At 58.5% G+C, this 26,112-nt stretch carries 20 protein-coding genes and 1 tRNA gene; 13 read left to right on the forward strand and 8 right to left on the reverse strand.

All coding sequences use genetic code 11. The features are described from left to right. Nucleotides 1-403: 403 nt before the first annotated feature. Entirely contained in the window at nt 404-1,507 is a 1,104-nt protein-coding gene (locus WDN46_05315; protein MEJ0092849.1) for a tyrosine-type recombinase/integrase, read from the forward strand. A gap of 367 nt (nt 1,508-1,874) precedes the next feature. Here WDN46_05315 and WDN46_05320 read toward each other — a convergent pair whose 3' ends face one another. From WDN46_05320 to WDN46_05335, 4 genes are all read right to left on the reverse strand, one after another. Then, nucleotides 1,875-2,618 carry a hypothetical protein gene (locus WDN46_05320; protein ID MEJ0092850.1) on the reverse strand — a complete coding sequence of 248 codons (744 nt, stop codon included), beginning with the start codon at nt 2,616-2,618 and terminating at the stop codon, nt 1,875-1,877. A 792-nt stretch (nt 2,619-3,410) separates the two neighbouring features. Continuing rightward, a tRNA-Arg gene (locus WDN46_05325) sits at nt 3,411-3,487 on the reverse strand. Nucleotides 3,488-3,679: 192 nt separating this feature from the next. Continuing rightward, nucleotides 3,680-4,639, reverse strand: coding sequence for a transporter (locus tag WDN46_05330; protein MEJ0092851.1), 960 nt, complete (start codon nt 4,637-4,639; stop codon nt 3,680-3,682). 300 nt (nt 4,640-4,939) lie between these two features. Then, entirely contained in the window at nt 4,940-5,302 is a 363-nt protein-coding gene (locus tag WDN46_05335; protein MEJ0092852.1) for an HdeA/HdeB family chaperone, read from the reverse strand. Nucleotides 5,303-5,621: 319 nt separating this feature from the next. Here WDN46_05335 and gshB point away from each other — a divergent pair, with 319 nt between their 5' ends. The 3 genes from gshB to grpE all read left to right on the forward strand — a co-directional run bounded on the left by gshB (nt 5,622) and on the right by grpE (nt 10,198). Beyond that, the gene (gene gshB, locus WDN46_05340; protein MEJ0092853.1) at nt 5,622-6,662 is read left to right on the forward strand and encodes a glutathione synthase; all 1,041 of its coding nucleotides are present in this window, start codon (nt 5,622-5,624) and stop codon (nt 6,660-6,662) included. A gap of 5 nt (nt 6,663-6,667) precedes the next feature. After that, nucleotides 6,668-9,481, forward strand: coding sequence for a [protein-PII] uridylyltransferase (locus WDN46_05345; GenBank protein ID MEJ0092854.1), 2,814 nt, complete (start codon nt 6,668-6,670; stop codon nt 9,479-9,481). Between the two features lie 129 nt (nt 9,482-9,610). Continuing rightward, nucleotides 9,611-10,198 (forward strand): nucleotide exchange factor GrpE, encoded by a 588-nt coding sequence (gene grpE, locus WDN46_05350; protein ID MEJ0092855.1) that lies wholly within the window; start codon nt 9,611-9,613, stop codon nt 10,196-10,198. Between the two features lie 55 nt (nt 10,199-10,253). Here the strand turns inward: grpE and WDN46_05355 are convergent, their stop codons facing one another. After that, a complete protein-coding gene (locus WDN46_05355) occupies nt 10,254-11,249 on the reverse strand; it encodes a D-glycerate dehydrogenase (GenBank protein ID MEJ0092856.1) in 996 nt (331 codons plus the stop codon). 307 nt (nt 11,250-11,556) lie between these two features. Here WDN46_05355 and WDN46_05360 point away from each other — a divergent pair, with 307 nt between their 5' ends. Next, nucleotides 11,557-12,060 carry an SH3 domain-containing protein gene (locus WDN46_05360; GenBank protein ID MEJ0092857.1) on the forward strand — a complete coding sequence of 168 codons (504 nt, stop codon included), beginning with the start codon at nt 11,557-11,559 and terminating at the stop codon, nt 12,058-12,060. Nucleotides 12,061-12,074: 14 nt separating this feature from the next. On the opposite strand, the gene WDN46_05365 is transcribed toward WDN46_05360, so the two are convergent. After that, the gene (locus tag WDN46_05365; protein MEJ0092858.1) at nt 12,075-12,281 is read right to left on the reverse strand and encodes a hypothetical protein; all 207 of its coding nucleotides are present in this window, start codon (nt 12,279-12,281) and stop codon (nt 12,075-12,077) included. A 277-nt stretch (nt 12,282-12,558) separates the two neighbouring features. Between WDN46_05365 and WDN46_05370 the strand changes: the two genes are divergently transcribed. Together WDN46_05370 and WDN46_05375 are read left to right on the forward strand one after the other, a co-directional pair. Next, entirely contained in the window at nt 12,559-12,831 is a 273-nt protein-coding gene (locus WDN46_05370) for a hypothetical protein (protein MEJ0092859.1), read from the forward strand. Between the two features lie 580 nt (nt 12,832-13,411). Then, nucleotides 13,412-14,395, forward strand: coding sequence for a beta-ketoacyl-ACP synthase III (locus WDN46_05375; GenBank protein MEJ0092860.1), 984 nt, complete (start codon nt 13,412-13,414; stop codon nt 14,393-14,395). A gap of 112 nt (nt 14,396-14,507) precedes the next feature. Here the strand turns inward: WDN46_05375 and WDN46_05380 are convergent, their stop codons facing one another. Together WDN46_05380 and WDN46_05385 are read right to left on the reverse strand one after the other, a co-directional pair. After that, nucleotides 14,508-15,266: a TSUP family transporter gene (locus WDN46_05380; GenBank protein MEJ0092861.1), complete on the reverse strand. Its 759-nt coding sequence runs from the start codon at nt 15,264-15,266 to the stop codon at nt 14,508-14,510. A 188-nt stretch (nt 15,267-15,454) separates the two neighbouring features. Then, entirely contained in the window at nt 15,455-16,300 is an 846-nt protein-coding gene (locus WDN46_05385) for a serine protease (GenBank protein ID MEJ0092862.1), read from the reverse strand. A 429-nt stretch (nt 16,301-16,729) separates the two neighbouring features. Between WDN46_05385 and zapE the strand changes: the two genes are divergently transcribed. From zapE to odhB, 6 genes are all read left to right on the forward strand, one after another. Then, a complete protein-coding gene (gene zapE / locus WDN46_05390; GenBank protein MEJ0092863.1) occupies nt 16,730-17,917 on the forward strand; it encodes a cell division protein ZapE in 1,188 nt (395 codons plus the stop codon). 312 nt (nt 17,918-18,229) lie between these two features. Then, nucleotides 18,230-19,195, forward strand: a complete 966-nt coding sequence (gene mdh, locus WDN46_05395; GenBank protein ID MEJ0092864.1) for a malate dehydrogenase — start codon at nt 18,230-18,232, stop codon at nt 19,193-19,195. A 110-nt stretch (nt 19,196-19,305) separates the two neighbouring features. Continuing rightward, nucleotides 19,306-20,502: an ADP-forming succinate--CoA ligase subunit beta gene (sucC, locus tag WDN46_05400; GenBank protein MEJ0092865.1), complete on the forward strand. Its 1,197-nt coding sequence runs from the start codon at nt 19,306-19,308 to the stop codon at nt 20,500-20,502. Between the two features lie 3 nt (nt 20,503-20,505). Beyond that, nucleotides 20,506-21,390, forward strand: a complete 885-nt coding sequence (sucD, locus tag WDN46_05405) for a succinate--CoA ligase subunit alpha (protein MEJ0092866.1) — start codon at nt 20,506-20,508, stop codon at nt 21,388-21,390. A 280-nt stretch (nt 21,391-21,670) separates the two neighbouring features. Next, nucleotides 21,671-24,709, forward strand: coding sequence for a 2-oxoglutarate dehydrogenase E1 component (locus tag WDN46_05410; GenBank protein MEJ0092867.1), 3,039 nt, complete (start codon nt 21,671-21,673; stop codon nt 24,707-24,709). 137 nt (nt 24,710-24,846) lie between these two features. Continuing rightward, nucleotides 24,847-26,097 (forward strand): 2-oxoglutarate dehydrogenase complex dihydrolipoyllysine-residue succinyltransferase, encoded by a 1,251-nt coding sequence (gene odhB, locus WDN46_05415; protein ID MEJ0092868.1) that lies wholly within the window; start codon nt 24,847-24,849, stop codon nt 26,095-26,097. The last annotated feature ends 15 nt before the right edge of the window (nt 26,098-26,112 follow it).

Below are 26,112 nucleotides of genomic sequence, written 5' to 3' on the forward strand. Positions count from 1 at the left end.
GTCCACAAAAACACGGTCCGCGGATGGGTGAAGCAGGGCCTTCAATCCGTCGATGAGCAAAGACCCGCGATCTTTCACGGGCCAGTACTCGTGGCTTTTCTCCAGCGTCGTCGCGCGTCCGCGAAGCGCCCCTGTCCGGCCGGCCATATCTACTGTTTGCCATGCCGAGCGCCCAAAGCGCCCGCCGGAAATATGGCGGAGTTTGTGCCGGTGAGTGACGCCACAGGCAATCTTCGCGGGATTTGTCCCGATTGCGATCGGCTGATTCATCGACGAGCGAATCGAACGAAAATTGGGGCGATTCAGGGGAATCTTGAGATCACGTTCGCGGGTGCGTCGCCACGCATAAGAGAGATGATTACCCCCTCCGTGAATTGTAACTCCAGGAAGGAACGTTGAACATATGAAAACGACCAATGCTCCGAATGAACGGATTAAGCGCGTCTATTTCGCCTATATGAAGGAGGCGCGGCGTTACAGCGAGCAATCCATTGACGCCGTGGCGAAAGCTCTGAATCGCTTTGAAAATTACACGCGGTTCAAGGACTTCAAAACGTTTCATCCTCAACAAGCCATTGGCTTCAAGTCGCACTTGGCGGCCCAGGTGAACGATCGAACAAAAGAAGTTTTGAGCAAGGCGACGCTTTATTCGACGCTGACCGCACTTAAGGGGTTTTTTCTCTGGCTCGCCGGGCAACCAGGGTACAAATCGAAATTAACCTATTCCGATGGAGAGTATTTCAATCTCGGAAGAGGCGACACGGCGATCGCCAAGGCGCATCGTGAACAGAGCGTGCCGACTATCGAACAGATTCGCCACGTGATCTCGACCATGCCGATCGGTACCGATATTGAACGGCGCAACCGCGCGTTGATCGCTTTTGTCTTGCTCACGGGAGCGCGCGACGGGGCCATTGCTTCTATGAAGCTAAAACATGTCGACTTGATCGAAGGAAAAGTGGAGCAAGACGCGCGTGAAGTTAAAACAAAATTCCGCAAGACGTTCGCTACCTACTTCTTCCCGGTGGGGGATGATATCCGGCAAATCGTGACGGACTGGGTCAATTATTTGCGCGGCGAAAAGTTGTGGGGCTTGGACGATCCGCTGTTCCCGGCGACGCGAGTCGCAGTGGGGGCCAGTCGCCATTTTGAAGCAGTCGGGCTCGACCGAAAGGGGTGGAGCAGCGCCTCGCCAATCTGCGCCATTTTCAAAGACGCTTTCACGGCGGCGGGACTGCCCTATTTTAACCCGCATCGCTTCCGCAAGACGCTTGGCCAATTTGGCGAGCGGACATGTCAGACGCCGGAAGCCTTCAAAGCTTGGTCCCAAAACTTGGGCCACGAGAGCGTGCTCACGACGTTTTCGAGCTACGGTCAAGTCGCGACTCCCCGCCAAGCCGAACTTATCCGCCAGCTAGGTAAGCCGAAGGGCGAAGCGCCTGACACTCGCGCCTTGGAACGGCGGCTGGCGATGCTGGAACAGCGATTGCCCATTGGCTGCGAATAGCGCGACCAGCAGAGCGATGCGCACTCGCTACGGCAACCGCTGTGACTTCGGCGTCGAGGACGCTGAGCGAGCCGCAAAAATGCTCGGAGGCGCGGAAGGCACGCGGGCTCAGTTTCAACGGCTTGACGAAGCCGTGCACGCTACGCAGAAAGCGGCTCGCTTTTACGATGGCAGGAGACGAAATGAAAAAGCTCAAAAAAACAAGCCAGAGAGCGACAAGGATCTCAAAACCGACCATCCAAACGCCGCACTTTTTCGGAGTCGGATCAACCTATAGCTTCGTCTTATGCCCCGGGTGGCACAGCGAGCACCTTAAGTGGGTCCTCCCGCTGGGGAACCGTCTTCGGACCCAAGGGCGGGATCTTAGCTAATAGGCATTTGCAACGGCACGTCTGGCCCCTGCGGCCAACGAGGCAAGCGGGACAATGCTCGCCACTTGTTGCAATAAGGCTGTATCATCAGATTCCAGCGTCTTTTCGAAGACTGCGAATTTCTTGTCGGGGGTTCCGTCGGTGTCGGAAAAAGCTACATATTTGGAATTAATCGACGCATGATGAGGTGAGACGCCGTTGATCAGGATCCCGTAGTCATCTCCGTTACGAAGCGCAAAGTCAAAATGGCGCTCGCCGCCGCTTTTGCCGCGAATGCTGAAGTTACGCGCAATATGCTCTTGGCCAAACGAGTAAGCGAGCGTGTGATCAATCTTTTCAATCAAAGCTTCTTCGGCGGCTTGAACGAAGCGTGCAACTGCGCGGTTGGCGGCAAACGAAGAGGCATTTGCAACGCTTAAGATCACGCTTTGGAGCCATTCCTCGGGAACTTCTGCCGAAATGAGCGAATCATTGAAGCAACCAAGATGGAACCGGGAAGCCTCCGCAGACAGCGCTCTGGAAATGACGCCTTCATCGCGCCCATGACCCCAAGCCGATCGGTAGGCGCCGGCCCCGTCATGAACCTTGTATCCATCGCCCATCTTGACGACATACACTTGTACAGTCTCGAAAGACGGATAAAGGCAATGCGTTGCCACACGCGCGCCGTCAAGCGTGTCCTCACACGCATTGAAGTCGGAGAGTGCTTTGCGGATAGATTCACAGATCATGTCGATCACAGCAGCGTTTCTGGCAAACGAAACGTTCGCTGGTCCGGAGTTAATAGCAAATTGACCTCCGTGGCTAGCCAAGGAAGAGCCTGCTCGAATTTTCTGACTTGCGGCGGCAGCGCTCGCCTAGAGGGGAGCGTCCATTCGGACTGGCCCAAAATATGGTCTCGGTTGGAATCCCAGCCATGGTAATGAGGCCCGCAAACTTTCGGGGATGCGCCGGAGCCATGAGCCCAGAATGGGTTCACGTGGCAGATTGATGCCGCAACAAAATCTACTCGCCAAACACAATTGCCCCGATAGACGACTGCCAACGTCAGCGGCTTATCCGTCGAGGTCGACGTCAATATACGAAGCTGCCCCGTCTCAACAATTCCAAGACTATTCTCTATCGGCCACACGGCTTCCCAAATAGGACCGCCGCGATCTCTGCGCTTGTCCCCAAACTCGGGGGGCGCCCCGAACAATGTCTTTGGATCAGTTAAAAACCGATCCACCAGCCCGACTTCGGATTTTCGCGCCGCGTTCGTCATATGCTGACGCTAAAGGATCGGAAGCAGACTATCCAATTTTTATTGCGTTAGAGATGCGCCACCAGTCTCGGATTTTCTTATCGTGGTGGGGATGGCGGGTGTCTCGCACCGAGTCCGAAACGTTCCGCGCCCAGCTGGCAGCGCGGGTTCATAACGGCCGCAGCGGGCCGCCTTCCGCACGGTGGTACCCGGGTGGTACCCCCTGATTGGAAGCAAACGGGGCCACCAGGGGTCAGCTCAAAAAAACTTTATGAAACAATACGTTAGATGGCGCGCCCGAAGAGATTCGAACTCCTGACCCCTAGATTCGTAGTCTAGTGCTCTATCCAGCTGAGCTACGGGCGCCTGCCGCAGCGGTCATCGGGAAAGGTCGAGCTTTGGATCGTCGACGCAACCGAAACTGTGACCGCAAGGGACGAGCGACACTTAGCGGCTCGAAGCGCGCGTGGCAATAGGGGACCGCATTCCTTCCGAATTTCGCTTCTTCGCGAGGAGGAGCGGCGACCGGCGGGTCAGCCCCATCGCTTATAGACGTTTCTATTTGGTCGCGAACACTGCCGGCGGCTTCGACTGAAGCGGGAAGCCCATCGTCGCGAAGATCGCATCGCCCCGCACCCGGTGCTGCACGTCAAACTCGTGGAACCATCGGGCGCTGAGATCGACCTGCTGGTCTCCCATTTTGATCGTATAACTGACCAGCGGTCCAACCGACGCTACGCGCCCCTTGAAGGAGCCAAGAATGTCTCCAGAGCCCGTATCATTGGTGATTTGTTGATCAAAATAGCCGCCAACGCCGACCGCCAGGCCAAATGGGAAATGCTGATTGAGCGCCCATTCAAAATGGATTTCGGAGCCGCTCTGATAATTCGTCGCGCTATTGACCCCGTTGACCATTACGCCAAACGCGCCCGATACCTCAAAACCAGATTGAAGACTGAGGAATGTATACGCCCCTTTGATGTCGAGGGAAGGCCGGTTCAAGCTCGTTTCCGCAGTCCGCGCGGCGTCATAGTTGCCAGTCGGCACGAATCCGCTGACCGTTAAGCTCCAATGCTGCTCGCCGGCATGCCAGCCAAGAAGGGCGGTGAACTCCGTGTCGGTAATACTGTTGACCGATTGTTGATCGGTGAGATGGCGATTGATCCCAAACGCGTCCTGGAACGGAACAACAGTCGTCGTCTTTTCCGAGGCGTAGGCGCTGGTGTTTGCGAACCCAAGTTGGCCGCCGAACAGCGTAAAATCCGTGATCAGGGCTGTAATGACGATGTTCGCCGCGATATTATAGGTTACCTGCGCGGGGTTTCTTGTATTGCTGCCTTGGAAGAGCTTACCGCTGCCTTGGTAGAGATAAAATGTGTCCCAAAAATAGACGCCGGGCGGCGGAATGTATCCCGACATCGGAATGACCAGCCCAAGCTGGTAATTACTCAGGCCATACTCTGTAGCCGCGGCGGTTTCGACGCTCGAAATGCTGCTGACGCAAACTAAAAGCGTCACGCCCGCAACTCGCGGTGTCCAACGCTCCGCTGACATCGATAATTCACCCCGGAAAGAGATCGGCGCGCGACCAAAAGCGCCGAAATCAACTTAAGGCTGTACACTATAAACTGCCAAAAACTTTCAGACGACGGTGAATTTCTCCGGCGATATTTCTGCAGACAGTATCTATTTCGCCACAGTTGCCCTCAGACCCGGCGGGGCCCGTTATTCCCGGCCATTGAATGGATGTCGGGCGCCGCAGCGCAATGCCGAGGGTCTTCCGCGCGCCCGCCCACAGTAATAAAGTCTAGGCGCCGATCACTTCGATAATTCGATGCCGCTTTTTTGTCTCATTTCATCGATCACAAGACCGATCGCCTCAATCACCGTCTTTTGCGGATGCTCCTTGCAATAGACGATGGTCAAGTGCTCGGCTTCCTTGCCGCGCGGGATATTTGCGTAATGCTTCTTCGCTAGGCCATTGTACCAGCCGCTGTACCATGAGGTCAGGTAATTGGCGTCTTCCTGGTAAGTGCCGGCCAGTTGCGCGCAAGTCAGCGCCTGGACATCAAGATAACCGTCCTTGTCGGCATAGGCGCTCAAGGGCGTCGCAACTTGAGCATGCGCGCTGGATGTCAGGCATGTCGCAATCGCCGCCGCAGCGAGCAGGATCTGTCGAATTTTTTTCTCCCCGTTTTTGGATTTGATGCCAGCTTCCCCAAGCTGGCGGTTGCGTTGCGCGAATCGCAAACCGACGCTGTCCGATAATATGTGGTTAATATGAAGAGTCAGCAACAAACGGATCGCCGCGCTCTAGGTGCACGCTCGCAGCCGAGATTCGCGCCCAAAAGCTTCTTTCAACGCGAGCGCTACTTCTTCAACTCAAGCGTTGCTTCCCGCAGCTCAAGCGTCGCGTTGGTGCGGGCTTGACTGATCTTCCCATCCCATGCCTGGCTGACGGAAGCGGCGGAAACCGCCGAATGCGCAAGGGTATCAATCCATGTCGTTGAACGTCGCTGTCCAAATGGACCCGATTGAAAAGATCAATATAGCGGGCGATACGACCTTCGCTCTGATGCTGGAAGCGGAGGCGCGCGGGCACAAATTATTCTATTACACGCCGGACAGGCTTTCGCTGTCGGATGGCCGCGTCATCGCCGAGGCGGCGCCGATCTCGGTTCGCGACATCGCCGGCGACCATTTTACCTTGGGCGAAGCCAAGCCGATCGATCTCGCCGAGGTTGACGTGGTGCTGCTGCGCCAGGATCCTCCGTTTGATCTCGCCTATATTACCTCGACGCATCTGCTTGAGCTTCTGCCGCCCAGCGTTCTCGTCGTCAATGATCCGGCGAGCGTGCGTAATGCTCCCGAAAAGCTCTTTGTGATGCAGTTTCCGGAGTTGATGCCGCCGACCCTGATCACGCGCGACAAGAAGGCCATCGAGGCCTTTCGGGCCACCCACGGCGAAGTGGTGATGAAGCCGCTCTACGGTCATGGCGGTTCGGCTGTGTTCAAGGTTGGCCGCAAAGATTCGAATTTCGGCTCGCTCTACGATCTTTTCGCCGCGACGTTTCGCGAACCCTGGGTGGTGCAACGCTTCTTGCCGAAGGTGAACGAAGGCGACAAACGCATAATTCTCGTCGAGGGATTGGCGGCCGGCGCCGTGAATCGGATTCCGGCCGAGGATGACATCCGCTCGAACATGGTGCGAGGCGGGGCGGCGGCGGCGACGCAATTCACGCCGCGCGAACAGGAAATTTGCGCGACGATTGGTCCGGAACTAAAAAGGCGCGGACTCGTTCTCGTGGGAATTGACGTGATCGACGGTAATCTCACCGAAATCAATGTCACCTCTCCGACGGGCATCAGGGCGATCAAGCGAGTGGGCGGACCTGACCTTTCGATAGTGGTTTGGGATGCGATCGAAGCGAAGAGAAAAGCCGAGGCCTCCGTCACAGTTGAAGCAAAACCCAAACCCGGATGGATCTTGCGTCAGCTTCAGGGCGTTCGGCGCTCCTCCGCCCCGAGTCGGAGCCAATGACCGCAATGCTTGAGACAGTCTCACCCGCACGGCGAGGCGTCGGGCCTGGGCATTCGGCGTCGAAGCTTTTCGATCGCGCCGGGCTGCGCGAGAACATCGCGGCGCTGCATTCGGACGGCGGCTCAGCCGATGGGTTGCGCCGGCATGTCATTACACTCTTTCGCGGCGCTTTGGACAATGGCCGGGCTATCGCTCGTGCGGCGCTCGAAGCCAATGGGCGGGGCCTAACCTGCGCCGGACAATTGGCTCATATCGAAGATGAGTTGATCAAGGCGGTCCACCATTACGTCGTGACTTACGTTCATCCGCCGGAAGATGGCGCGGCCGCCGCGCCTTGCGTTATCGCGGCCGTCGGCGGCTATGGGCGCGCGACGCTCGCCCCCGGCTCGGACATTGACTTGCTCTTTCTGCTTCCTGCCGACGCCCAGGTGCGGACTCAATCCGTCATTCAGGCGGTGCTCTACGTCCTTTGGGATCTTGGCCAGAAGGTTGGCCATTCAACCCGCACTACGGAAGAATGTCTCATCGAGGCGCGCGCCGACATCACCGTTCGCACGGCTTTGCTCGAGGCTCGCTTCATTCTGGGCGAAGCAGCCCTTTTTGAGACCATGCGGACGCGGTTTGAGCGCGAGATCGTGCACGGTTCGGCGGCCGAATTCGTCGCCGCTAAGCTCGCGGAACGCGATGCGCGCATCGCCCGCGCGGGGCGCTCGCGGTATCTCGTCGAGCCGCATGTCAAGGATGGCAAAGGCGGTCTACGCGATCTCAACACATTGTTCTGGATCGCCAAATATGTTTACGAGGTGCGCGAAGCCTCCCAGCTCGTTGACGTCGGGCTGTTTTCCCGCCGCGAGTATCAGTTGTTCTGTCGCTGCGAGGAATTTCTCTGGCGGGTGCGCTGCCATCTCCATTTTCTGACTGGCAGGGCGGAGGAGCGGCTGAGCTTCGACCATCAGCGCCAGATCGCGGCGCAGCTTGGTTATTCGACTCGCGGCGGCCTCGCCAGCGTCGAACGATTCATGAAGCATTATTTCTTGATTGCGAAGGACGTCGGCGATCTGACCGCAATCGTCTGCGCCGCTATGGAGGAGAAACAGGCAAAGCCCCATGCCGTGCTTGACCGCTTCGGCCCGTTCCTGCCACAGCCGGCGGTGATCACGACGGGCGATTTCGCGATCGAAAATGGCCGCGTGACCGTCGCGGAGACCGATGTTTTCGAGCGCAATCCGGTCAACATCATCAAGCTGTTCTGGGTGGCGGACCGCAATGCTCTCGCGATCCACCCCGACGCGACGAGGCTCGTCACCTTGTCGCTGAAGCGCGTCGACGCCAAATTGCGCGCCGACCCCGAGGCCAATCGACTTTTCTTCGACATTCTGACCTCGCGCAACACGCCTGAGATCGTGCTGAGGCTGATGAACGAGGCGGGGGTCCTAGGGCGCTTCGTGCCCGACTTCGGCAAGATTGTCGCGCTGATGCAGTTCAATATGTATCATCACTACACCGTCGATGAGCATCTTTTGCGCGCGGTCGGCAACCTCGCCGATATGGAGCAGCATCGGCATTCCGGCGAACATTCTTTGGCGAGCGAGGTGTTGCCGTCGATCGGCAATCGCACCGCGCTGATCATCGCGCTGTTTCTCCATGATATCGCCAAAGGCCGTCTCGAGGATCACTCCATAGCTGGCGCGAAAGTCGCGCGGGCGTTATGTCCGCGCCTTGGCCTCTCCGACGCGGAGACGGAGACTGTCGCCTGGTTGATCGAGAACCATCTTGTCATGTCGGATACGGCGCAGCGCCGCGATCTCAGCGATCGCAAGACGATCGCCACTTTCGCCAATCGGGTGCAGACCCTTGAGCGGCTGAAAATGTTGTTCATCCTGACCATCTGCGACATTCGCGCCGTTGGGCCTGGGGTATGGAACCACTGGAAGGGCGAACTTCTCCGCAGCCTTTATTGGGAGACGGAGATCGTGCTGGCCGGGGGCCATTCGACGATCGATCGCCAGCGGCGAGTCGAACAGGCGCGCAGGGTGCTGCGGCGCGCGCTGCCAAACTGGACTGACCTTGATTTTGCGGCCTATGCGGAACGTCATCCGCAGGCCTATTGGCTGAAGGCCGATCTGCAACAGCAGATCCTCCACGCCAAGCTCCTGAACATGACGGAAGTCGAAATGCCGGCTCCGGTGACGCATATCGTCATCGATTCATCGCGCGGCGTCACCGAGCTCACGGTCATTGCGCCGGATCATCCGCGGCTTTTGTCGATCATCGCGGGGGCCTGCGCCACCGCATCAGCAAATATCGTCGATGCGCAGGTATTTACGACGACCGATGGAATGGCGCTCGATACGATTTCCATTTCGCGCGCATTCGACTTTGACGAGGACGAGTTGCGGCGCGCCAGCCGGATCGCCTTCGCCGTCGAGCGCGCCCTGGCCGGGGAAATAAAATTGCGGGAAATGGTTGCCGCCAGGGCCGGGCAGGCGCACGGGCGGCGCCAAAATACATTCCGGGTCCATCCGGAAGTGTCGATCGACAATACGCTTTCCAATCGCTTTACTGTCGTCGAAGTCTCTGGTCTCGATCGTCCGGGCCTGCTTTACGATTTAACCAGGACGATTTCGCGTCTGGATCTCAATATCGGGTCGGCTCATATTGCGACCTTTGGCGAAAAGGCTGCGGACGTTTTTTATGTTACCGATCTGAACGGCGCCAAAATTACCTCGCCGGGACAGCAAGATAGCATTCGAAGCTCGATTTTGGAGACATTCAGTCCGGCGAAGGAGGATGCGCCGCAGACGGCGATGAGCCATTGACCCTCCGCGGCAAACGCATCGAAACACGCGGCGGCTTTGGCGGTTTGGAGTCGCTCTGACGGAAAAACTTGATTTTTTCCGCCGAAAAACTGATATGCCAGCCTTGTCTTTCATTCAGCAGATTGATCCATGAACGATTCAAAAAAATCCCCGAATGAAACCGCCGAGGACGGCGCCGAGGACATTTCGACGTCCCGCGATGCCGCCGCGCCGCGCTCCAGCGAACCCGACCCTTTCGTCGTGCTCGAAAATCTTCAGCTCGAAAACACAGGGCTGAAAGATAAATTGTTGCGCGCGCTCGCCGATATGGAGAATCTCCGCCGGCGCACGGAAAAAGAAGTCGCCGACGCCAAAATTTATGGCGTCTCCTCTTTCGCAAGGGACATGGTGACGTTCGCCGACAATCTGCATCGCGCCATCGCCAATGTTTCGCCGGAAGTCCGCGCCCGGGCGGAGGCTCCCGTGCAGACTTTGATCGAAGGGCTTGAGCTGACCGCCCGCGACTTTGCTTCGCGGCTGGAGCGCTATAGCGTCAAGAAGATTAGCCCGCTCGGGCAGAAATTCGATCCGAACCAGCATGAGGCTTTGTTTGAGTTGCCGGACGAAACCGTGCCAACCGGAACGGTGGTTCAGGTGGTCGAGCCCGGCTATGTGATCGGCGAGCGCGTGCTTCGCCCGGCCAAAGTCGGCGTCTCGCGCGGCGGCCCCAAGGGATGAAATGAGCCAGAATCGGGCTGCAGCCAAGGTTAAGCTTTGGCTGCGCCGAATCGCCTTACATCATTGATGGCAGGACGCGATCGGGCGGACGGTGACCGTCCATGAAGGTCTTCACATTGATGATGACCTTCTCGCCCATGTCAACGCGACCCTCCGTCGTCGCCGATCCCATGTGCGGCAGCAGCGTCACCTTGCCGGAGGCGGCGAGCCGGATCAATTTTGGCGAAACCGCCGGCTCATGTTCGAAAACGTCAAGTCCGGCGCCGGCCAGTTCGCCCGCTTCAAGCATGCGGGTCAACGCCGTTTCATCAATGATCTCGCCGCGCGCCGTATTGACGAGAATTGCATGCGGCCGCAGATATTTCAGCCGCCGCGCCGAGAGCAAATGGTAGGTCGCCGGAGTATGGGGACAATTGACCGACACGACATCCATGCGAGCCAGCATCTGATCCAGCGACTCCCAATAGGTCGCCTCGAGCGACTCCTCGATCGCCGAGGCGACATGACGCCGGTTGTGATAATGGATCTGCATGCCGAAAGCCTTCGCGCGGCGGGCGAGCGCCTGACCGATGCGGCCCATGCCGACAATGCCGAGCCGTTTGCCCGTGATCCTGCTCCCGAGCATCCAGGTCGGCGTCCATCCGGTCCACTCTCCAGCCGGAATGACCTTGGCTCCATCGACGATGCGGCGCGCGACGGCGAGGATCAGCCCAATCGTCATGTCGGCGGTGTCCTCGGTCAAAACGCCCGGCGTATTAGTGACGGTGATTCCTCTCTCCGAGGCTGCGGCCACATCGATATTATCGACGCCGTTGCCAAAATTGGCGATCAGCTTCATCTGGCCGCCGGCAATGCCGATCAACTCGGCGTCGACGCGGTCGGTGACGGTCGGAACGATGACGTCGGCGACGCGCAACGCCTCCGCAAGTTCGCTGCGCGACATCGGCTTGTCGTCGATGTTGAGCCTTGCATCGAACAATTCGCACATTCGCGTTTCGACGGTATCGGGCAATTTGCGCGTGACGACAACGAGCGGTTTTTTCCGAGCCATCCTATTTCCTGTCCTCCGGGCGTCTCGCGCTGTTCGGGACCAGCAGGCGCCCAGCCAAAGGCGGGAAACGCCTCTCCGCGCGGGACGAAATCGATTCTGTCTTCACCCGGCTTTAACCCCGACTGGAGCAAAAACAGGATCTTCCTTCCAAATTGCTCATCGTCTTCGTAGCAGATGGCTTGTCAAAGACAAGAACGCCCTAAAAGAACGGCGTTTTCCGCACGGCGACGAGAGCCAGCATGAATAGGGGACTGACGCAGCGATGAGGCGAAGGGGCCGACTCTTATTTCGCAGTCAATTGATCGGATTGGCCATTTTCTGCGCCGCGGCGCTCTGGGTCATCGGCGCTGCTGCTCCGGCGCTGGCGGAGCAAATCGGCTCGGCCAGCGGCTTGGCCATTCCGCGTTACGTCAGCTTGAAGTCGGATCGCGTGAACCTGCGCGAAGGCCCTTCCAAAGAGCATCGCACGAATTGGGTGTTTCTCCGCGCCGGGCTTCCAGTCGAGGTCACCGCCGAATTCGAAATCTGGCGCAAGGTTCGCGATTCGGAAGGCACTGAAGGCTGGGTATTGCATTCGCTTCTGTCCGGGCGGCGCACAGCCCTCGTTGCACCGTGGAAGAAAAGCGTTGATTCAATGCTTTACGAAAAAGCCAGCGCGCAGTCGGCTTCAGTTGCGATATTGCAGCCGAACGTCATCGCCAATGTCCGCAGCTGCGATGGCGTCTGGTGCCGGATCTGGGGGGAGGGCTTTAGCGGCTATATCCAGCAGGCTAATCTCTGGGGCGTTTATCCCAACGAAAAGATTGAATAGGAACGGGGAAAGCCTCAGCCGTCTTTGTGGCCGGTCAAGCGATTCCAGCCATCATGGATGTCCGCTGATAAATCCTTGATTTCCTTCTGGACCACATCCCAATTGACCATCTTCTGTTCGGCCGATCCGTCGGGGCCTTCGGATTTGCGCGTCGAGTCGAACACATAGGCGACGCCGACGGTGAGCAGCACGCCAACAATGATTCCAAACAAAAAGCGCATAGCAGCCACCTGTGCCTAGAATCGCGTCAAAATGGCGCTTCATTACCCTAACTTTTGTTTTTAGCCGCGGTCAAGTAACCCTGATCTTGCGATCAACCTTCTGCTGCGCCGCAACCGTTTGCTGGAGCTGGCGCCGCGCCGCAGGGAACAGATGTTGGACTGCGGCGTTCACCATTCGCGATAAACGATGTGGCCACCTATTCCTGGTGGATGGGCTCTAAGCAGTTGCTTTGGAGCCATCTTCTCCGCTGTGGGATAGTTGTTTTGGGGAGTTTCTATGACGCGTGAAATTCGATCTTGCGCCGAGCTTCAGGCGGTATGTTTGCAGACTCTGAAGCAGTGTGAAGGCTTCGAACAGGTCAGTGAAATTCTGGTTCAGTCGCGAGATTGCGCCGAGGAAGGACTCGCTAATTGGACCCTGGCGGCGGTGCGGCCGCGGGTCGACAATAAGTCCCTGCGCGGCGCCCGCAGCGCTATCGATTTTCTGCAGCGGACTTATCAGCTGAATGCGAATGACGCACTGGCTCAGAGCATCCGGCGGCGCCGCTAAGCGAGCCTATCAAGACGGCGGGTTTAACTTTCCATCGGAAGCGCGAACGCAGAGAAAAGTAACTGGATTTTGCTCAAAGCCCGGCGCCGTCCCGTGACCCCGGCTTTCCACGACAGCGTCATTGGAGGCGCTTTGGCAGTCGGCGAGCGATGCGAAGTTTCCGACGTGGAGAGGGGCCGTCGCCCCCGCAAGGACGATCACCAGCCAATATGCCATAAGGGCTCCTCAGGACGGCCGCAGGTTCCGGCAGCTGTGCAAAAATGCTGCAGCGCCGGACTCTAATCCTGCTAGCAAGAACGATCTTCAATAAACCATAGCGGTTTTTCGACTGTGATTGACGTGGCCTTTTGCCGCTTTCCACTCTTTTTTTGAGCCCGCAGACTTGCTTTTCGCGGAGCCTTACGTCCGCGCCGATTAACAAGCCCATTTTATTTCAATATGTGAATGACATTTGATGGCGTGGCGCTAGTTCTTCGTGGAGATCGGAGAGAGACGGCTGGGCAAGCGGGCCGTTTGGGCTTATCCATTTCGGCTCAAGTCGCATATTGCGGCTGTTTCGTAGCCAACCTGTGGGGCCCGGTTGATTTATTCCCATATTCTCGGGACTGGCGCCTATGCTCCAAAGCGGATTCTCACCAACCAAGATCTCGAAAAAATGGTCGCGACCACCGATGAATGGATCAGCGGCCGCACGGGGATTAAGGAACGCCGGATAGCGGCGGAAGGGGAAGATACTTCGGACATGGCGGTCGTGGCCGCGCGGCATGCGCTGGCGATGGCCAATTGCCGCGCTGAAGACCTCGACATGATTATTGTCGCCACGATCTCGGCCGACATGCCTCTGCCATCTTGCGCTGTGCTCGTTCAGGCGAAGCTGGGCGCGACGCGCGCCGTCGCATTTGATTTGGCGGCGGCCTGCGCCGGGTCGCTATATGGCCTCAGCATCGCCGATCAATTCATCGCCGGCGGCAAAGCCAAACGGGTGCTTGTCATCGGGGCCGAGCTTTTGAGCCGGCTCGTCGATTGGACCGATCGCAATACCTGCGTTCTTTTCGGCGATGCGGCCGGCGCGATGGTCGTCGGGCCGACCTCCGATCCGCGCCGCGGTCTGCTCTCGACGCATCTGCATTCCGATGGAACCGCGGCAGGCATGCTACAGATACCGGGGGGCGGCTCCCGGCATCCGCAATCCGCGGAAGTTCTCGCCAACAACATGCACAAGATCGCCATGAACGGGCGCGAGATTTATAAATTCGCAGTTCGGGTTCTGCCGCCGGCCATCCTTGAAGCGCTCGACGCCAACGGCCTAGAAGTTGACGATATCGACCATATCGTCTCGCACCAGGCCAATGCGCGCATTGTCGAATCGGTTCTGGAGCGGCTTGGCATCCCGCTGGAAAAATGCTGGCTTAATCTCGAACGCTACGGCAATACGTCGAGTGCGTCGCTGCCGATTTCGCTGGACGAGATTAATCGGGCCGGGCGCCTGAAGAAGGGCGATCTCATCGCGATGATGGCGATCGGCGCCGGAATGACCTGGGGCAGCGCCTTGATGCGATGGTAGGCTTGTTGGGGCGGCAGCCTTGGAGCTGCAACCTTTCGAAGTGCATGCTTCGTGTCGCCGCGCAATCCTCGCGCAATTTTGTTCGAAAGACCGCGGTTTTTCGCGATGGCGTTCAGACCTGATTCCAGGCGAGCCGCGCAGCCAACAGCAAGCAGATTGTAACCAGCATCGGCCGAATGAGTTTCGCGCCGTTGCGGATCGCGGTGCGCGCGCCAAGCCTCGCGCCAAAAAATTGCGCGACGCCCATCGAAAAGCCTAGCGTCCAATAGACATGGCCCGTAAGGCTCAGCGTCGCCAGCGCTGCAATGTTCGAGGCAAAATTCGCGACCTTGGTTTGCGCCGTCGCCTTCACCACGCCATAACCCAGCAGCGCGACGAAACCCAGCATGTAGAACGAACCGGCGCCTGGACCAAACATGCCATCGTAGCAGCCAATCAGCGGCGCCACTGTGAGCATGAACGGCTTCGTTCCCATGCGAGCGCGAGTCTGCGCATCCCCGAGCTGCGGCGATAGAGCGAAGTAGAAGGCGATCAAGATCAGCGCCCCCGGCAAGATGGCGGAGACCCATCCCAGAGGCAAATGCGAGACAAGCGTCGCGCCAGCGACAGAGCCAAGTCCAGCGAGCGCCGCGAGAAGCCGGACGTCGCGCCATCGCAAATGCCCCGCTCGAGCGTAAGCCAGCATGGCCGAACCAGACCCAAAAGAGGATTGCAGCTTGTTGGTCGCGATGGCGCTCACCGGATCAAGCCCGGCGAGCGTCAAGACAGGCAAAGTGATGAGGCCGCCGCCGCCTGAAATGGCGTCGACGAACCCCGCCGCGAACGCGGCGGCGATGAGCATCGAAAAAGTTGGGAGCGAAATAAGGCTCATGTCTTATCGGCAACGAGCCAAAATAGCTTCGACAGGCGTCGAACCGGTTTTTGTTTTCTCTCATGCCTCCGCGCAGATAGCGAGGCGCATCACGATGAAAACTGAATTAGCGGATTTTTAACAGCGAACAGGCTATGCCGACAACGTCGCTGTTATATCCCGCAGCGGCGTCGGTTTTCGATACTAAATTATTTAGCGACATAAACCTTCGCGGCGGCGGCGACTATAGCTTTCTTGAAGGCGCCTTCGATCGTGACCGCAAAATTATAATGCGTCTGCGAGAACGGCGCCGAGTGGAACGGTTTATTGCTGCGCCAGCCGACCAAGATCGCGCCGATCTCCAAAGTGTCGGCGCGCGGATCCGAATTTTTCGCGCCTACCATGAGGGCGCCGCCGGATGCGCCATCGCCTGTCTCGCAATCGAAGGAGAACTCTCGCGTGCCTTCGTCGCCAACCGTTAATTCATCATGCAGCGTGCATTTTTCCATCGACAGCTGACGTCCCTCGCCCCAGTCGATATGGCCGCGCGCTACGAATTCGACCGGCGTATTCGGCGTTGCCGCTCCAGCCAAACCGTATGGCGTCACCCCTTGGATCGGACGCACAAGACGCGCCACAGCCCAATCATGCACTGGCGCGATCGCATAAGGGTTTTTGCTGCCGGCGATTATCGACGCGGCGTCGATGGGCGTCCGAATCTGCTTGCCGTCAACGTCGATGACAAAGAAGCAGGTCTTTGCGCGCGGAACGCCTGATTCGTCGAAAAAGACATGCGCCGCCGTCGTCACAAGATCATCGGTGAGGGTCAATTGGCCAGCGCCGTGCGCTGCGCCGCATTCGATCAGACCCGAGGCTGAAAACCTATGTCGAAGCTCGACGGGATCCAGCTTTTCTGCGGCCGCAAACTGCTCGACAGTGCGCCGGCTGTTGCGTCCAAACACTACCACCGGAGAGATCTGCGCGTCGCCGAATTGCGACAATTCGCCTGACATCTGTTGCTGGAGGAGCGGGGCGGCGGATGCCTCGGTGGACATTCCGAAATGAGAAGATGTGCCAAAAAGGAAGACGCAAAGAGTCGCGGCATGCATTCTACCTTTATGAAACATGCCTTGATTCTCCTGTCTAAACTCACCCGAACGTTAACGTCACTTAATGCAATTTCATAGAACTGTATTTTGCGAATGCGAACAGAAAAAGGCAGACCTGCCGTCGTTCCATTTGTAGCGATATTTATTAAAATCTCGTGTCCAACTGTAGCAATCCGTTGATGCTGCGGCAGAATCCGCAAGGGACAGGAGGGATTTGACCTGATCGCGCGCCCGCGCGCCTTATCGCCGCACCGCGAATCGATTATGCAGCAGGTGACTTACGCAAAGATGGCTTTGGCATGGCGACGGATATATATGTGGTGCCTGAGCGCGGCGGTCCTGGCGCCGCGTCTATCGTGAGTTAAAGCGTTTGCCATGAGCGCCTCCGCGTCGACCTCTCTTCTCGATTGCTACAAGGACCGGGTCGATCGAGGTCTGATTGAAGGCGACGCCGGTCAGGCGCTTATCTTGCGCAAACTCGAAGTCTTGCGAGCCGCGCTTTCCGATTACCGCCCGGCACCTAAATTGAATGGGCTGGCTCGGCTTTTTGGCGGCAAACGCAGCGAGCCTTTTTTGCCCGGCCTTTATATTTGGGGCGGGGTCGGACGCGGCAAAACGATGCTGATGGACCTTTTTTTCGAAGAGGCGCCGTTGGATCGCAAGCAACGCATCCATTTCCATGCATTCATGGCCAATGTGCATGCCGGCATCTATGCATTCCGGCAGGACGAGAAACACGGCAAGACGAAAAGCGCCGATCCGATCGCGACGGTGGCCGAGGCCATCGCCGAGAAGACATGGCTGCTGTGTTTCGACGAATTCCACGTCACCGACATCACCGACGCAATGATTCTTGGCCGGCTTTTCACGGCTTTGTTCGAGCGCGGCGTCGTCATCGTCGCAACGTCCAACGTCGCGCCGGACGAGCTGTACAAAGATGGCCTCAACCGCGCGCTTTTCACGCCTTTCATCGATCTCATCAAGGCGAGGATGGAGGTCGTCGAGCTCGCCGCCCGGACGGACTTCCGGCGCGAGAAATTGGAGGGACGCAAAGTCTATTATGTTCCGCCGAACGAAGAATCGGCGGCCGCCTTATCAGGCGCTTTCGAGGCTTTGACCGGCGTGGAGCGGGGCCGGCCTGTGGTGCTCCGCGTGCTGGGGCGCGCGCTCGCGGCGCCGGAGGCGTTCGGCAGCGTCGCGCGATTTTCTTTCGCCGATCTCTGTGAGGCGCCGCTGGGGCCGACCGATTTTCTGGCCATCGCGCGGCAATTCCATACGGTCATCATCGATGCAATCCCGATTCTCGGGGCGGCGCGGCGCGACGCCGCCAAACGCTTCATCACATTGATCGATACGCTCTATGATCAGCACGTCAAACTGATCGCCTCCGCCGAAGCGGAGCCCGGCGGTCTTTACCTCGGCGTCGAAGGACGCGAGGCGTTCGAGTTCGAGCGGACGGCGTCGCGTTTGATTGAAATGCGCTCGACGGCCTACATGGCTTTGCCGCATGGTTCTATCGCGTCGCTCGGCTCGGGCGATGCGAGCGGACTCGTCGAAACCTGAAGCTTACGTCCGACTTCGGAGCGCCGCCTATAGCAGCTTCCGCGCAAAAATTCCGCCAATCCATTTGAGCGCGCATGCTGGCGGCGGGGGGTGAATTCCGTTATCGTTCGGTCGCGGAGCTTTCACTCGAGATCTTCGCTTTTCGAGCCTGCGGCGCGCCGGCGGTCGCCGCTCAATTGTACGTATTGACAGTCCGGAACCTTGATTTATTTGGCCTTCGGGTCCAGCTTCGCGCCCCGCGGGTACTTGCCGCATTTCAACAAACGGCTTCTCAAGCCTTCGCGGATTGGCGCACGACGAGGATAGATAAAAATGGCGCGTAGCAAGATCGCATTGATCGGAGCCGGTCAGATCGGCGGAACCCTGGCTCATCTCGCGGCCCTCAAGGAGCTTGGCGATATCGTTCTTTTCGACATCGCGGAAGGGACGCCGCAGGGCAAGGCGCTGGATCTTGCCGAATCCGGGCCGATCAATGGTTTTAACGCTTCCTTGCAAGGCGCCAATTCATATGCGGCGGTGGCTGACGCCGACGTCGTCATCGTCACGGCCGGCGTGCCGCGCAAGCCCGGGATGAGCCGCGACGATTTGCTTGGCATCAATCTCAAGGTCATGGACGCGGTCGGCGACGGCATCAAGCAACATGCCCCCAATGCATTCGTGATCTGCATCACCAATCCTCTCGACGCGATGGTCTGGGCGCTACAGAAGGCCTCGGGTCTTCCGGCCAACAAAATCGTTGGCATGGCGGGCGTTCTCGATTCTGCGCGGTTTCGTTACTTCCTCTCGGAAGAGTTCAAAGTCTCAGTCCAGGATGTCACCGCTTTCGTGCTCGGCGGCCACGGCGACGATATGGTGCCCTCGCTCCGTTATTCGGCAGTCGCGGGCATCCCTTTGCTCGACCTCGTCGACATGGGTTGGACGACGCGCGAGCGGCTTGACGCGATCGTCGAGCGGACCCGCAAGGGCGGGGGCGAAATCATCAACCTTTTGAAAACCGGCTCCGCCTTCTATGCGCCGGCCGCATCGGCGATCGACATGGCCGAGTCCTATCTCAAGGACAAGCGTCGCGTTCTGCCTTGCGCGGCCAAGCTCAGCGGCGAATATGGCGTCAACGGTCTCTATATCGGCGTGCCCGTCGTAATCGGGGCCAATGGCGTCGAGAAGATTGTCGAGGTCAAGCTCGATGACGCCGAGAAAGAGATGTTCAGCAAATCGATCGCCTCTGTGCACAACCTCGTCGAGGCCTGCAAGACGATCAGTCCAGCCCTCGCCGGTTGATGGCTGGCGGTTTGCGCCGCGTTCCGGGCTAGGTTTGCAAGCTGGCGCTTATGAAATTATTCTCCGCCGAGACAAGAAAAATATTAAGAATAAATTAAAGAGACATCGAAATGAACGTTCACGAGTACCAGGCCAAGGCGGTTCTCAGGGAATTTGGCGTTCCGGTTTCTCGGGGAATTCCAATTTTTAAGGGGATTGACGCCGCCGCTGCAGCGGCGGAGCTCGGCGGAGCGGTCTGGGTCGTAAAGTCTCAAATTCACGCCGGCGGTCGCGGCAACGGCCGCTTCCAGGAGCCGGAGGCAGGCGATAAGGGCGGCGTGCGGGTAGCAAAATCCATCGAGGAGGTCGAGACCTTCGTCGGCGAGATGTTGGGCAGAACCCTCGTGACCGTCCAGACCGGCCCGGTCGGCAAGCGCGTCAACCGCATTTATCTTGAAGAAGCGGCCAATATCGCGAAAGAATTCTATATTTCGCTTTTGGTCGACCGTTCGACGAGCAGGGTTTCTTTTGTCGTTTCCGCCGAAGGCGGCATGGAAATCGAGGAGATCGCCCATAATACGCCGGAAATGATCGTCAGCTTTTCGATCGATCCGGTGACCGGCGCGCAGCCGCACCACGGGCGCAGGGTCGCCAAAGCCCTGGGCCTTGAGGGAGACCTCGCCAAACAGGCGGAAAAACTGACCGAAAGGCTCTTCGCCGCCTTTGTCGCCAAGGATATGGCGATGCTTGAGATCAACCCGCTGATTGTCTCGGCCGAGGGACGCTTGCAATGCCTCGACGCCAAAATGTCCTTTGATTCCAATGCGCTTTACCGTCACCCAGATATATTGGCGCTGCGCGATGAATCAGAGGAGGACGCCAAGGAGATCGAAGCTTCAAGATATGATCTCAGCTATATTTCGCTCGACGGCGAAATCGGCTGCATGGTCAATGGCGCCGGCCTCGCCATGGCGACGATGGACATCATCAAGCTTTATGGCGCAGCGCCCGCCAATTTCCTCGACGTCGGCGGCGGCGCCACGAAAGACAAAGTGACGGCGGCGTTCAAGATCATCACCGCTGATCCGCAGGTCAAAGGCATTCTGGTCAACATCTTCGGCGGAATCATGAAATGCGACGTGATCGCCGAAGGCATCATCGCCGCGGTGAAGGAGGTCGGTCTCGCCGTGCCCCTCGTGGTGCGGCTCGAGGGCACCAATGTCGATCTCGGCAAGAAAATCATCAGCGACTCCGGCCTCAATGTCATATCCGCAGATGATCTTGACGACGCCGCGAAGAAAATCGTCGCCGCTGTGCGGAAAGTCTGAATTATGTCAATCCTGATCTCCAGGGAAACCAAGGTCATTTGTCAGGGCTTTACCGGCAAGAACGGCACATTCCATTCCGAGCAGGCGATCGCATATGGCACTTTGATGGTTGGCGGCACCTCCCCTGGAAAAGGCGGCGCGACGCATCTTGGCCTTCCGGTCTTCGATACCGTCGATGAGGCGCGGCAGGCCACCGGAGCCGAGGCGAGCGTCATCTATGTTCCGCCGCCTAACGCCGCCGATGCAATCTGCGAGGCCATCGACGCCGGGATCGCGCTGATCGTCTGCATCACCGAAGGCATTCCGGTCGAGGACATGATCAAGGTCAAGCGTGCGCTCTCTGGCTCAAAATCGCGTCTGATCGGACCAAATTGCCCCGGCGTCATGACCGCCGGCGAATGCAAGGTCGGCATTATGCCCGGCAATATTTTCAAGAAGGGCTCCGTCGGCATTGTCTCGCGGTCGGGCACTTTGACCTATGAAGCCGTATTCCAAACGACCCGCGAGGGCCTTGGCCAGACCACAGCCGTCGGAATCGGCGGCGATCCGGTGAAAGGCGCCGAATTCATCGAGATTCTTGAATTGTTTTTGAAAGACCCCGACACCCAATCGATTGTGATGATCGGCGAAATCGGCGGCGCGGCCGAGGAAGACGCTGCGCAATTCATCAAAGACGAGGCCAAACGCGGCCGCAAAAAGCCGATGGCCGGGTTTATCGCCGGCCGCACTGCGCCCCCTGGCCGCCGCATGGGGCACGCCGGCGCCATTATTGCTGGCGGCAAGGGCGGCGCGGAAGACAAGATCGCCGCACTGGAATCCGCTGGCATCCGCGTCTCGCCTTCCCCAGCAAGGCTTGGCAAGACGCTGGTCGAGGTGTTGCGGGGTTAGGCCTTCCGGCCGTTGGCCAAATCTTTGATGCCCGGGTTTCTTACGTTTTGGTAAGGCTTCAACTCAAGCATGGCCCGAAAAGTTGAAGAATTTTTGAAGAAGCCGTGCGCAGGAACAAATAAAAGATAGGTTGATCGATTCAACTTGAAGCAACCGCGTTCTTGTCCCACTTAGGCTCGACAGGTTGAAAAAGGCGCGACGCCCGGCAATCGCATGGTTTGCCGGTCCGCCGCAGGGTTCGCCGTCCGCGGCCAGACCCGAATTCGAGGACGGAGATCAAATGGCTCGTCGGGATGCCAATGAGACATCAAATGGTTCGAGCGGGGCGAGCGCTGGCCGCTCCGAGCCGAACGCCAAGCTCACGATGACATCGTTTCTTTATGGCGGCAACGCCGCCTATCTCGAGCAGCTTCAGGCGGCTTTTGAGCGCGATCCATCCTCGCTCGATCCGGATTGGAGAGCATTTTTCGCGCAATTGAACGACGATCGCGCGGCGGTCGACGCCAGCGCCAATGGGCCGCGGTGGCGGAAGCCGAACTGGCCAATCCCCGCCAACGGCGAACTCGTGTCTGCGCTCGACGGCGATTGGAGGGAGGCTGAAGCGAAGCCGCAGCCGGTTCGTCAGGACAAGATCGCCAAATTGAACGGCAAGGCGGAAAACAAACCGACGCCTATCGGCCCCGCCTCAGATTCCGACATCCAGCGCGCAACGCGCGATTCGGTGCGCGCGCTGATGATGATCCGGGCCTATCGGATGCGCGGTCACCTGCACGCCAGACTTGATCCGCTCGGCCTTGAGCAATCCAAAGACAATGAAGAGCTGCATCCGGCGACCTATGGCTTCACCGATAGCGACTATGATCGCAAGATCTTCATAGATCATGTGCTGGGGCTCGAATATGCGACAGTCAGGGAGATGCTGCCGATCCTGCGCCGCACCTATTGCGACACCATCGGCTTTGAATTCATGCATATGTCGGATCCGGCGGAGAAGGCCTGGATGCAGGAGCGCATTGAAGGTCCCGGCAAGGAGATCAGCTTCACCCGCGAAGGCAAGCGCGCAATCCTGAACAAGCTTATCGAAGCTGAAGGGTTCGAGAAATTTCTCGATGTCAAATACACCGGCACCAAGCGCTTCGGCCTCGATGGCGGCGAAGCCATGGTTCCGGCGCTGGAGCAGATCATCAAGCGCGGCGGCGCGCTTGGCGTCAAGGATATCGTCCTTGGCATGGCTCACCGCGGCCGGCTCAATGTTTTGTCGCAAGTCATGGGCAAGCCGCATCATGCGATCTTCCATGAATTCAAAGGCGGCTCCCTGACCCCGGACGATGTCGAAGGATCGGGCGACGTCAAATATCACCTCGGCGCTTCATCGGACCGGAATTTCGATAATAACAACGTCCATCTTTCCTTGACCGCGAATCCCTCGCATCTCGAGATCGTCGATCCGGTCGTGCTCGGCAAGGTTCGCGCCAAGCAGGACCAGCTGCATGACGTCGTCGACCGCATAAGAGTCCTGCCGTTGCTGATTCACGGCGATGCGGCTTTTGCCGGTCAGGGCGTCATCGCCGAATGTTTTGGCCTTTCGGGGCTAAAAGGCTATCGAACCGGCGGGTCGATTCATTTCATCATCAATAATCAGATTGGCTTCACCACGTCGCCGCGCTATTCGCGCTCGTCGCCTTATCCGTCCGACACGGCGAAAATGATCGAGGCGCCGATCATTCACGTCAATGGCGACGATCCGGAAGCGGTGGTCTACGCCGCCAAGATCGCGATTGAATTCAGGCAGAAATTCCACAAGCCGGTCGTGATCGACATGTTCTGTTATCGCCGGTTCGGACATAATGAAGGCGACGAGCCGAGCTTCACCCAGCCGATCATGTACAAGCAGATCCGCTCGCATCCGACGACCTTGGAAATTTACGCAGCCAAGCTTTTAGCTGAGGGCGTTCTGGTTCAGGGCGAGCTCGACAAGCTGCAAAGCAATTGGCGTCAACGCCTCGAAACCGAGTTCGAAACCGGCCAAACCTACCAGCCAAACAAGGCGGATTGGCTCGATGGCCGCTGGGCGGGCCTGAAACCGGCGCAGGTGAGCGGCGAGGACGATCGACGCGGCCGCACCGGCGTGGATCCAGTTCGGTTGAAGGAGATCGGGCTTCGCCTGACGGCGGCTCCAGACGGTTTTCACCTGCATCGCACCATCGCGCGCCTACTCGATAATCGGCGCAAGATGATCGAAACCGGCGAGGGGATCGATTGGTCCATGGGCGAGGCGCTAGCGTTTGGGACGCTGGTCGATGAAGGCCATCCGGTGCGGCTGTCCGGGCAGGACAGCGAGCGGGGCACTTTTTCGCAACGCCATTCCGTCCTGAACGATCAGCAGACCGAGGCGCGTTACGTGCCTTTGAACAATATCCGCGACGAGCAAGCCCATTTCGAGGTGATCAATTCGATCCTTTCGGAAGAGGCCGTGCTTGGATTCGAATATGGCTATTCGCTGGCCGAACCCAACGCCTTGGCGGTATGGGAAGCGCAATTCGGCGATTTCGCCAATGGCGCTCAGGTCGTTTTCGACCAATTCATATCGTCGGGCGAGCGCAAATGGCTTCGCATGTCCGGCCTCGTCTGCCTGCTGCCTCACGGCTATGAGGGCCAAGGGCCGGAACATTCCTCCGCCCGGCTCGAGCGCTATCTGCAATTATGCGCCGAGGACAATATGCAAGTCGCCAACTGCACGACTCCGGCGAATTACTTCCATATTCTGCGCCGTCAGTTGAAACGCGACATTCGCAAACCGCTGATCCTGATGACGCCGAAATCGCTGCTTCGCCATAAGCGCGCCGTCTCGCGGTTCGATGAAATGATCATAGGCTCCTCGTTCCATCGCGTGTTGCGCGATCACGGGGAAAAATTTCCGGCCGAATTCAAGCTAAAGCCGGACGCCGAGATAAGGCGCGTGGTCCTCTGCTCCGGCAAAGTCTATTATGATCTCCTTGAGGAGCGCGAGAAACGCGGCGTTGATGATGTTTATTTGCTGCGCGTCGAGCAGCTTTATCCCTTCCCGCTGAAAGCTCTGGTCGTGCTCTTGTCCCGGTTCCGGCAGGCGGATGTGGTTTGGTGTCAGGAAGAGCCAAAGAACATGGGCGCATGGAATTTTGTCGATCCCTACCTTGAATGGGTGCTTGGCCAAGTCGGCGGCAAGAGCGCGCGGCCCCGTTATGCCGGGCGCCCGGCTGCGGCCGCGACGGCGACCGGGCTGATGTCAAAACATCTGCTCCAATTGAAAACCTTTATGGAAGAGGTTTTTGCCGCCTGATCGAAGACAACGTCCTTTCCAAAAAAGGACGGACTTAGGATTTGGACGGGACGTCGGTGGCGATCCCGTCGCAAGAGTGCAACAATAAGATCCTCTCATGGTAGTTCTCTAGCAGCCGCATGGCGTGGGCGGGACAGATGGCGATTGAAATTCGGGTTCCGACTTTGGGCGAATCCGTCACCGAAGCAACGATTGGACGCTGGTTCAAGAAGAAGGGCGAAGCCGTCAAACTGGACGAGCCGATTCTCGAGCTTGAGACCGATAAGGTGACGCTCGAAGTCAATGCGCCAGCCGCAGGCGTGCTGGCGGAAATCACCGTAAAGGATGGCGAGACGGTTTCGGCCGGCGCGCTATTGGGGCAAATCAGCGACGGAGCCGCCGCCGCGCCGGCCAAAGCCGAACCCGCGCCCGACCCAGCGCCAACAGCGGCTGCGAAGGCGGCTGCCCCCGCCGCCGCCCCCGCGACCCCGCCCTCCATGCCGCCATCCCCGGCCGCTGCAAAAATTGCAGCCGATAACGGCGTCGATCTTGCCGCCGTCAAAGGCTCCGGCATACGCGGCCAGGTTCTAAAGGGCGACGTTCTGGAGACGATCGCGCCGCCGCCAGCGGCGCCCGCGCCGGTCGCTCGAGCCCCTCTTTCCTCGCCGCCGACGGCGATTGTCAGAGCGCCCTCGCCTCCTTCCGACGCCGAGCGCGAACAACGCGTCCGCATGACCCGGTTGCGCCAGACCATCGCGCGCCGGCTGAAGGATGCGCAAAATACCGCCGCCATGCTGACGACCTTCAATGAGGTCGACATGACCGAAGTGATGGCGCTGCGGGCCAAATACAAAGACGTTTTCGAGAAGAAGCACGGCGTAAAGCTCGGCTTCATGGGCTTTTTCGTCAAAGCCTGCGTCGGCGCGCTGAAAGAGATTCCCTCGGTCAACGCCGAGATCGACGGCGAGGATCTGATCTATAAGAATTATTACCATATTGGCATCGCCGTCGGGGCCGAGAAAGGTCTCGTCGTCCCGGTCGTGCGCGACAGCGATCAGCTGGGCCTCGCCGGCGTCGAGAAGACCATCGCCGCCCTCGGCAAGCGGGCGCGGGACGGGCAGCTCAAGATCGAGGAACTGCAAGGCGGCACATTCACAATCACCAATGGCGGCATCTATGGATCGCTGATGTCGACGCCGATTCTCAACGCGCCGCAATCCGGCATTTTGGGGATGCACAAAATTCAGGAGCGGCCGGTCGCCGTCGGCGGCAAGGTCGAAATTCGTCCGATGATGTATCTTGCGCTCTCCTATGATCACCGGATCGTCGACGGCAAGGATGCGGTGACGTTTCTCGTCCGCGTCAAGGAAGCGCTGGAGGATCCCGCGCGACTGGTGTTGGATATCTGAAGAGAGTAGCGCGCA

The organism is Methylocella sp. (assembly GCA_037200525.1).
GTDB lineage: Bacteria > Pseudomonadota > Alphaproteobacteria > Rhizobiales > Beijerinckiaceae > Methylocapsa.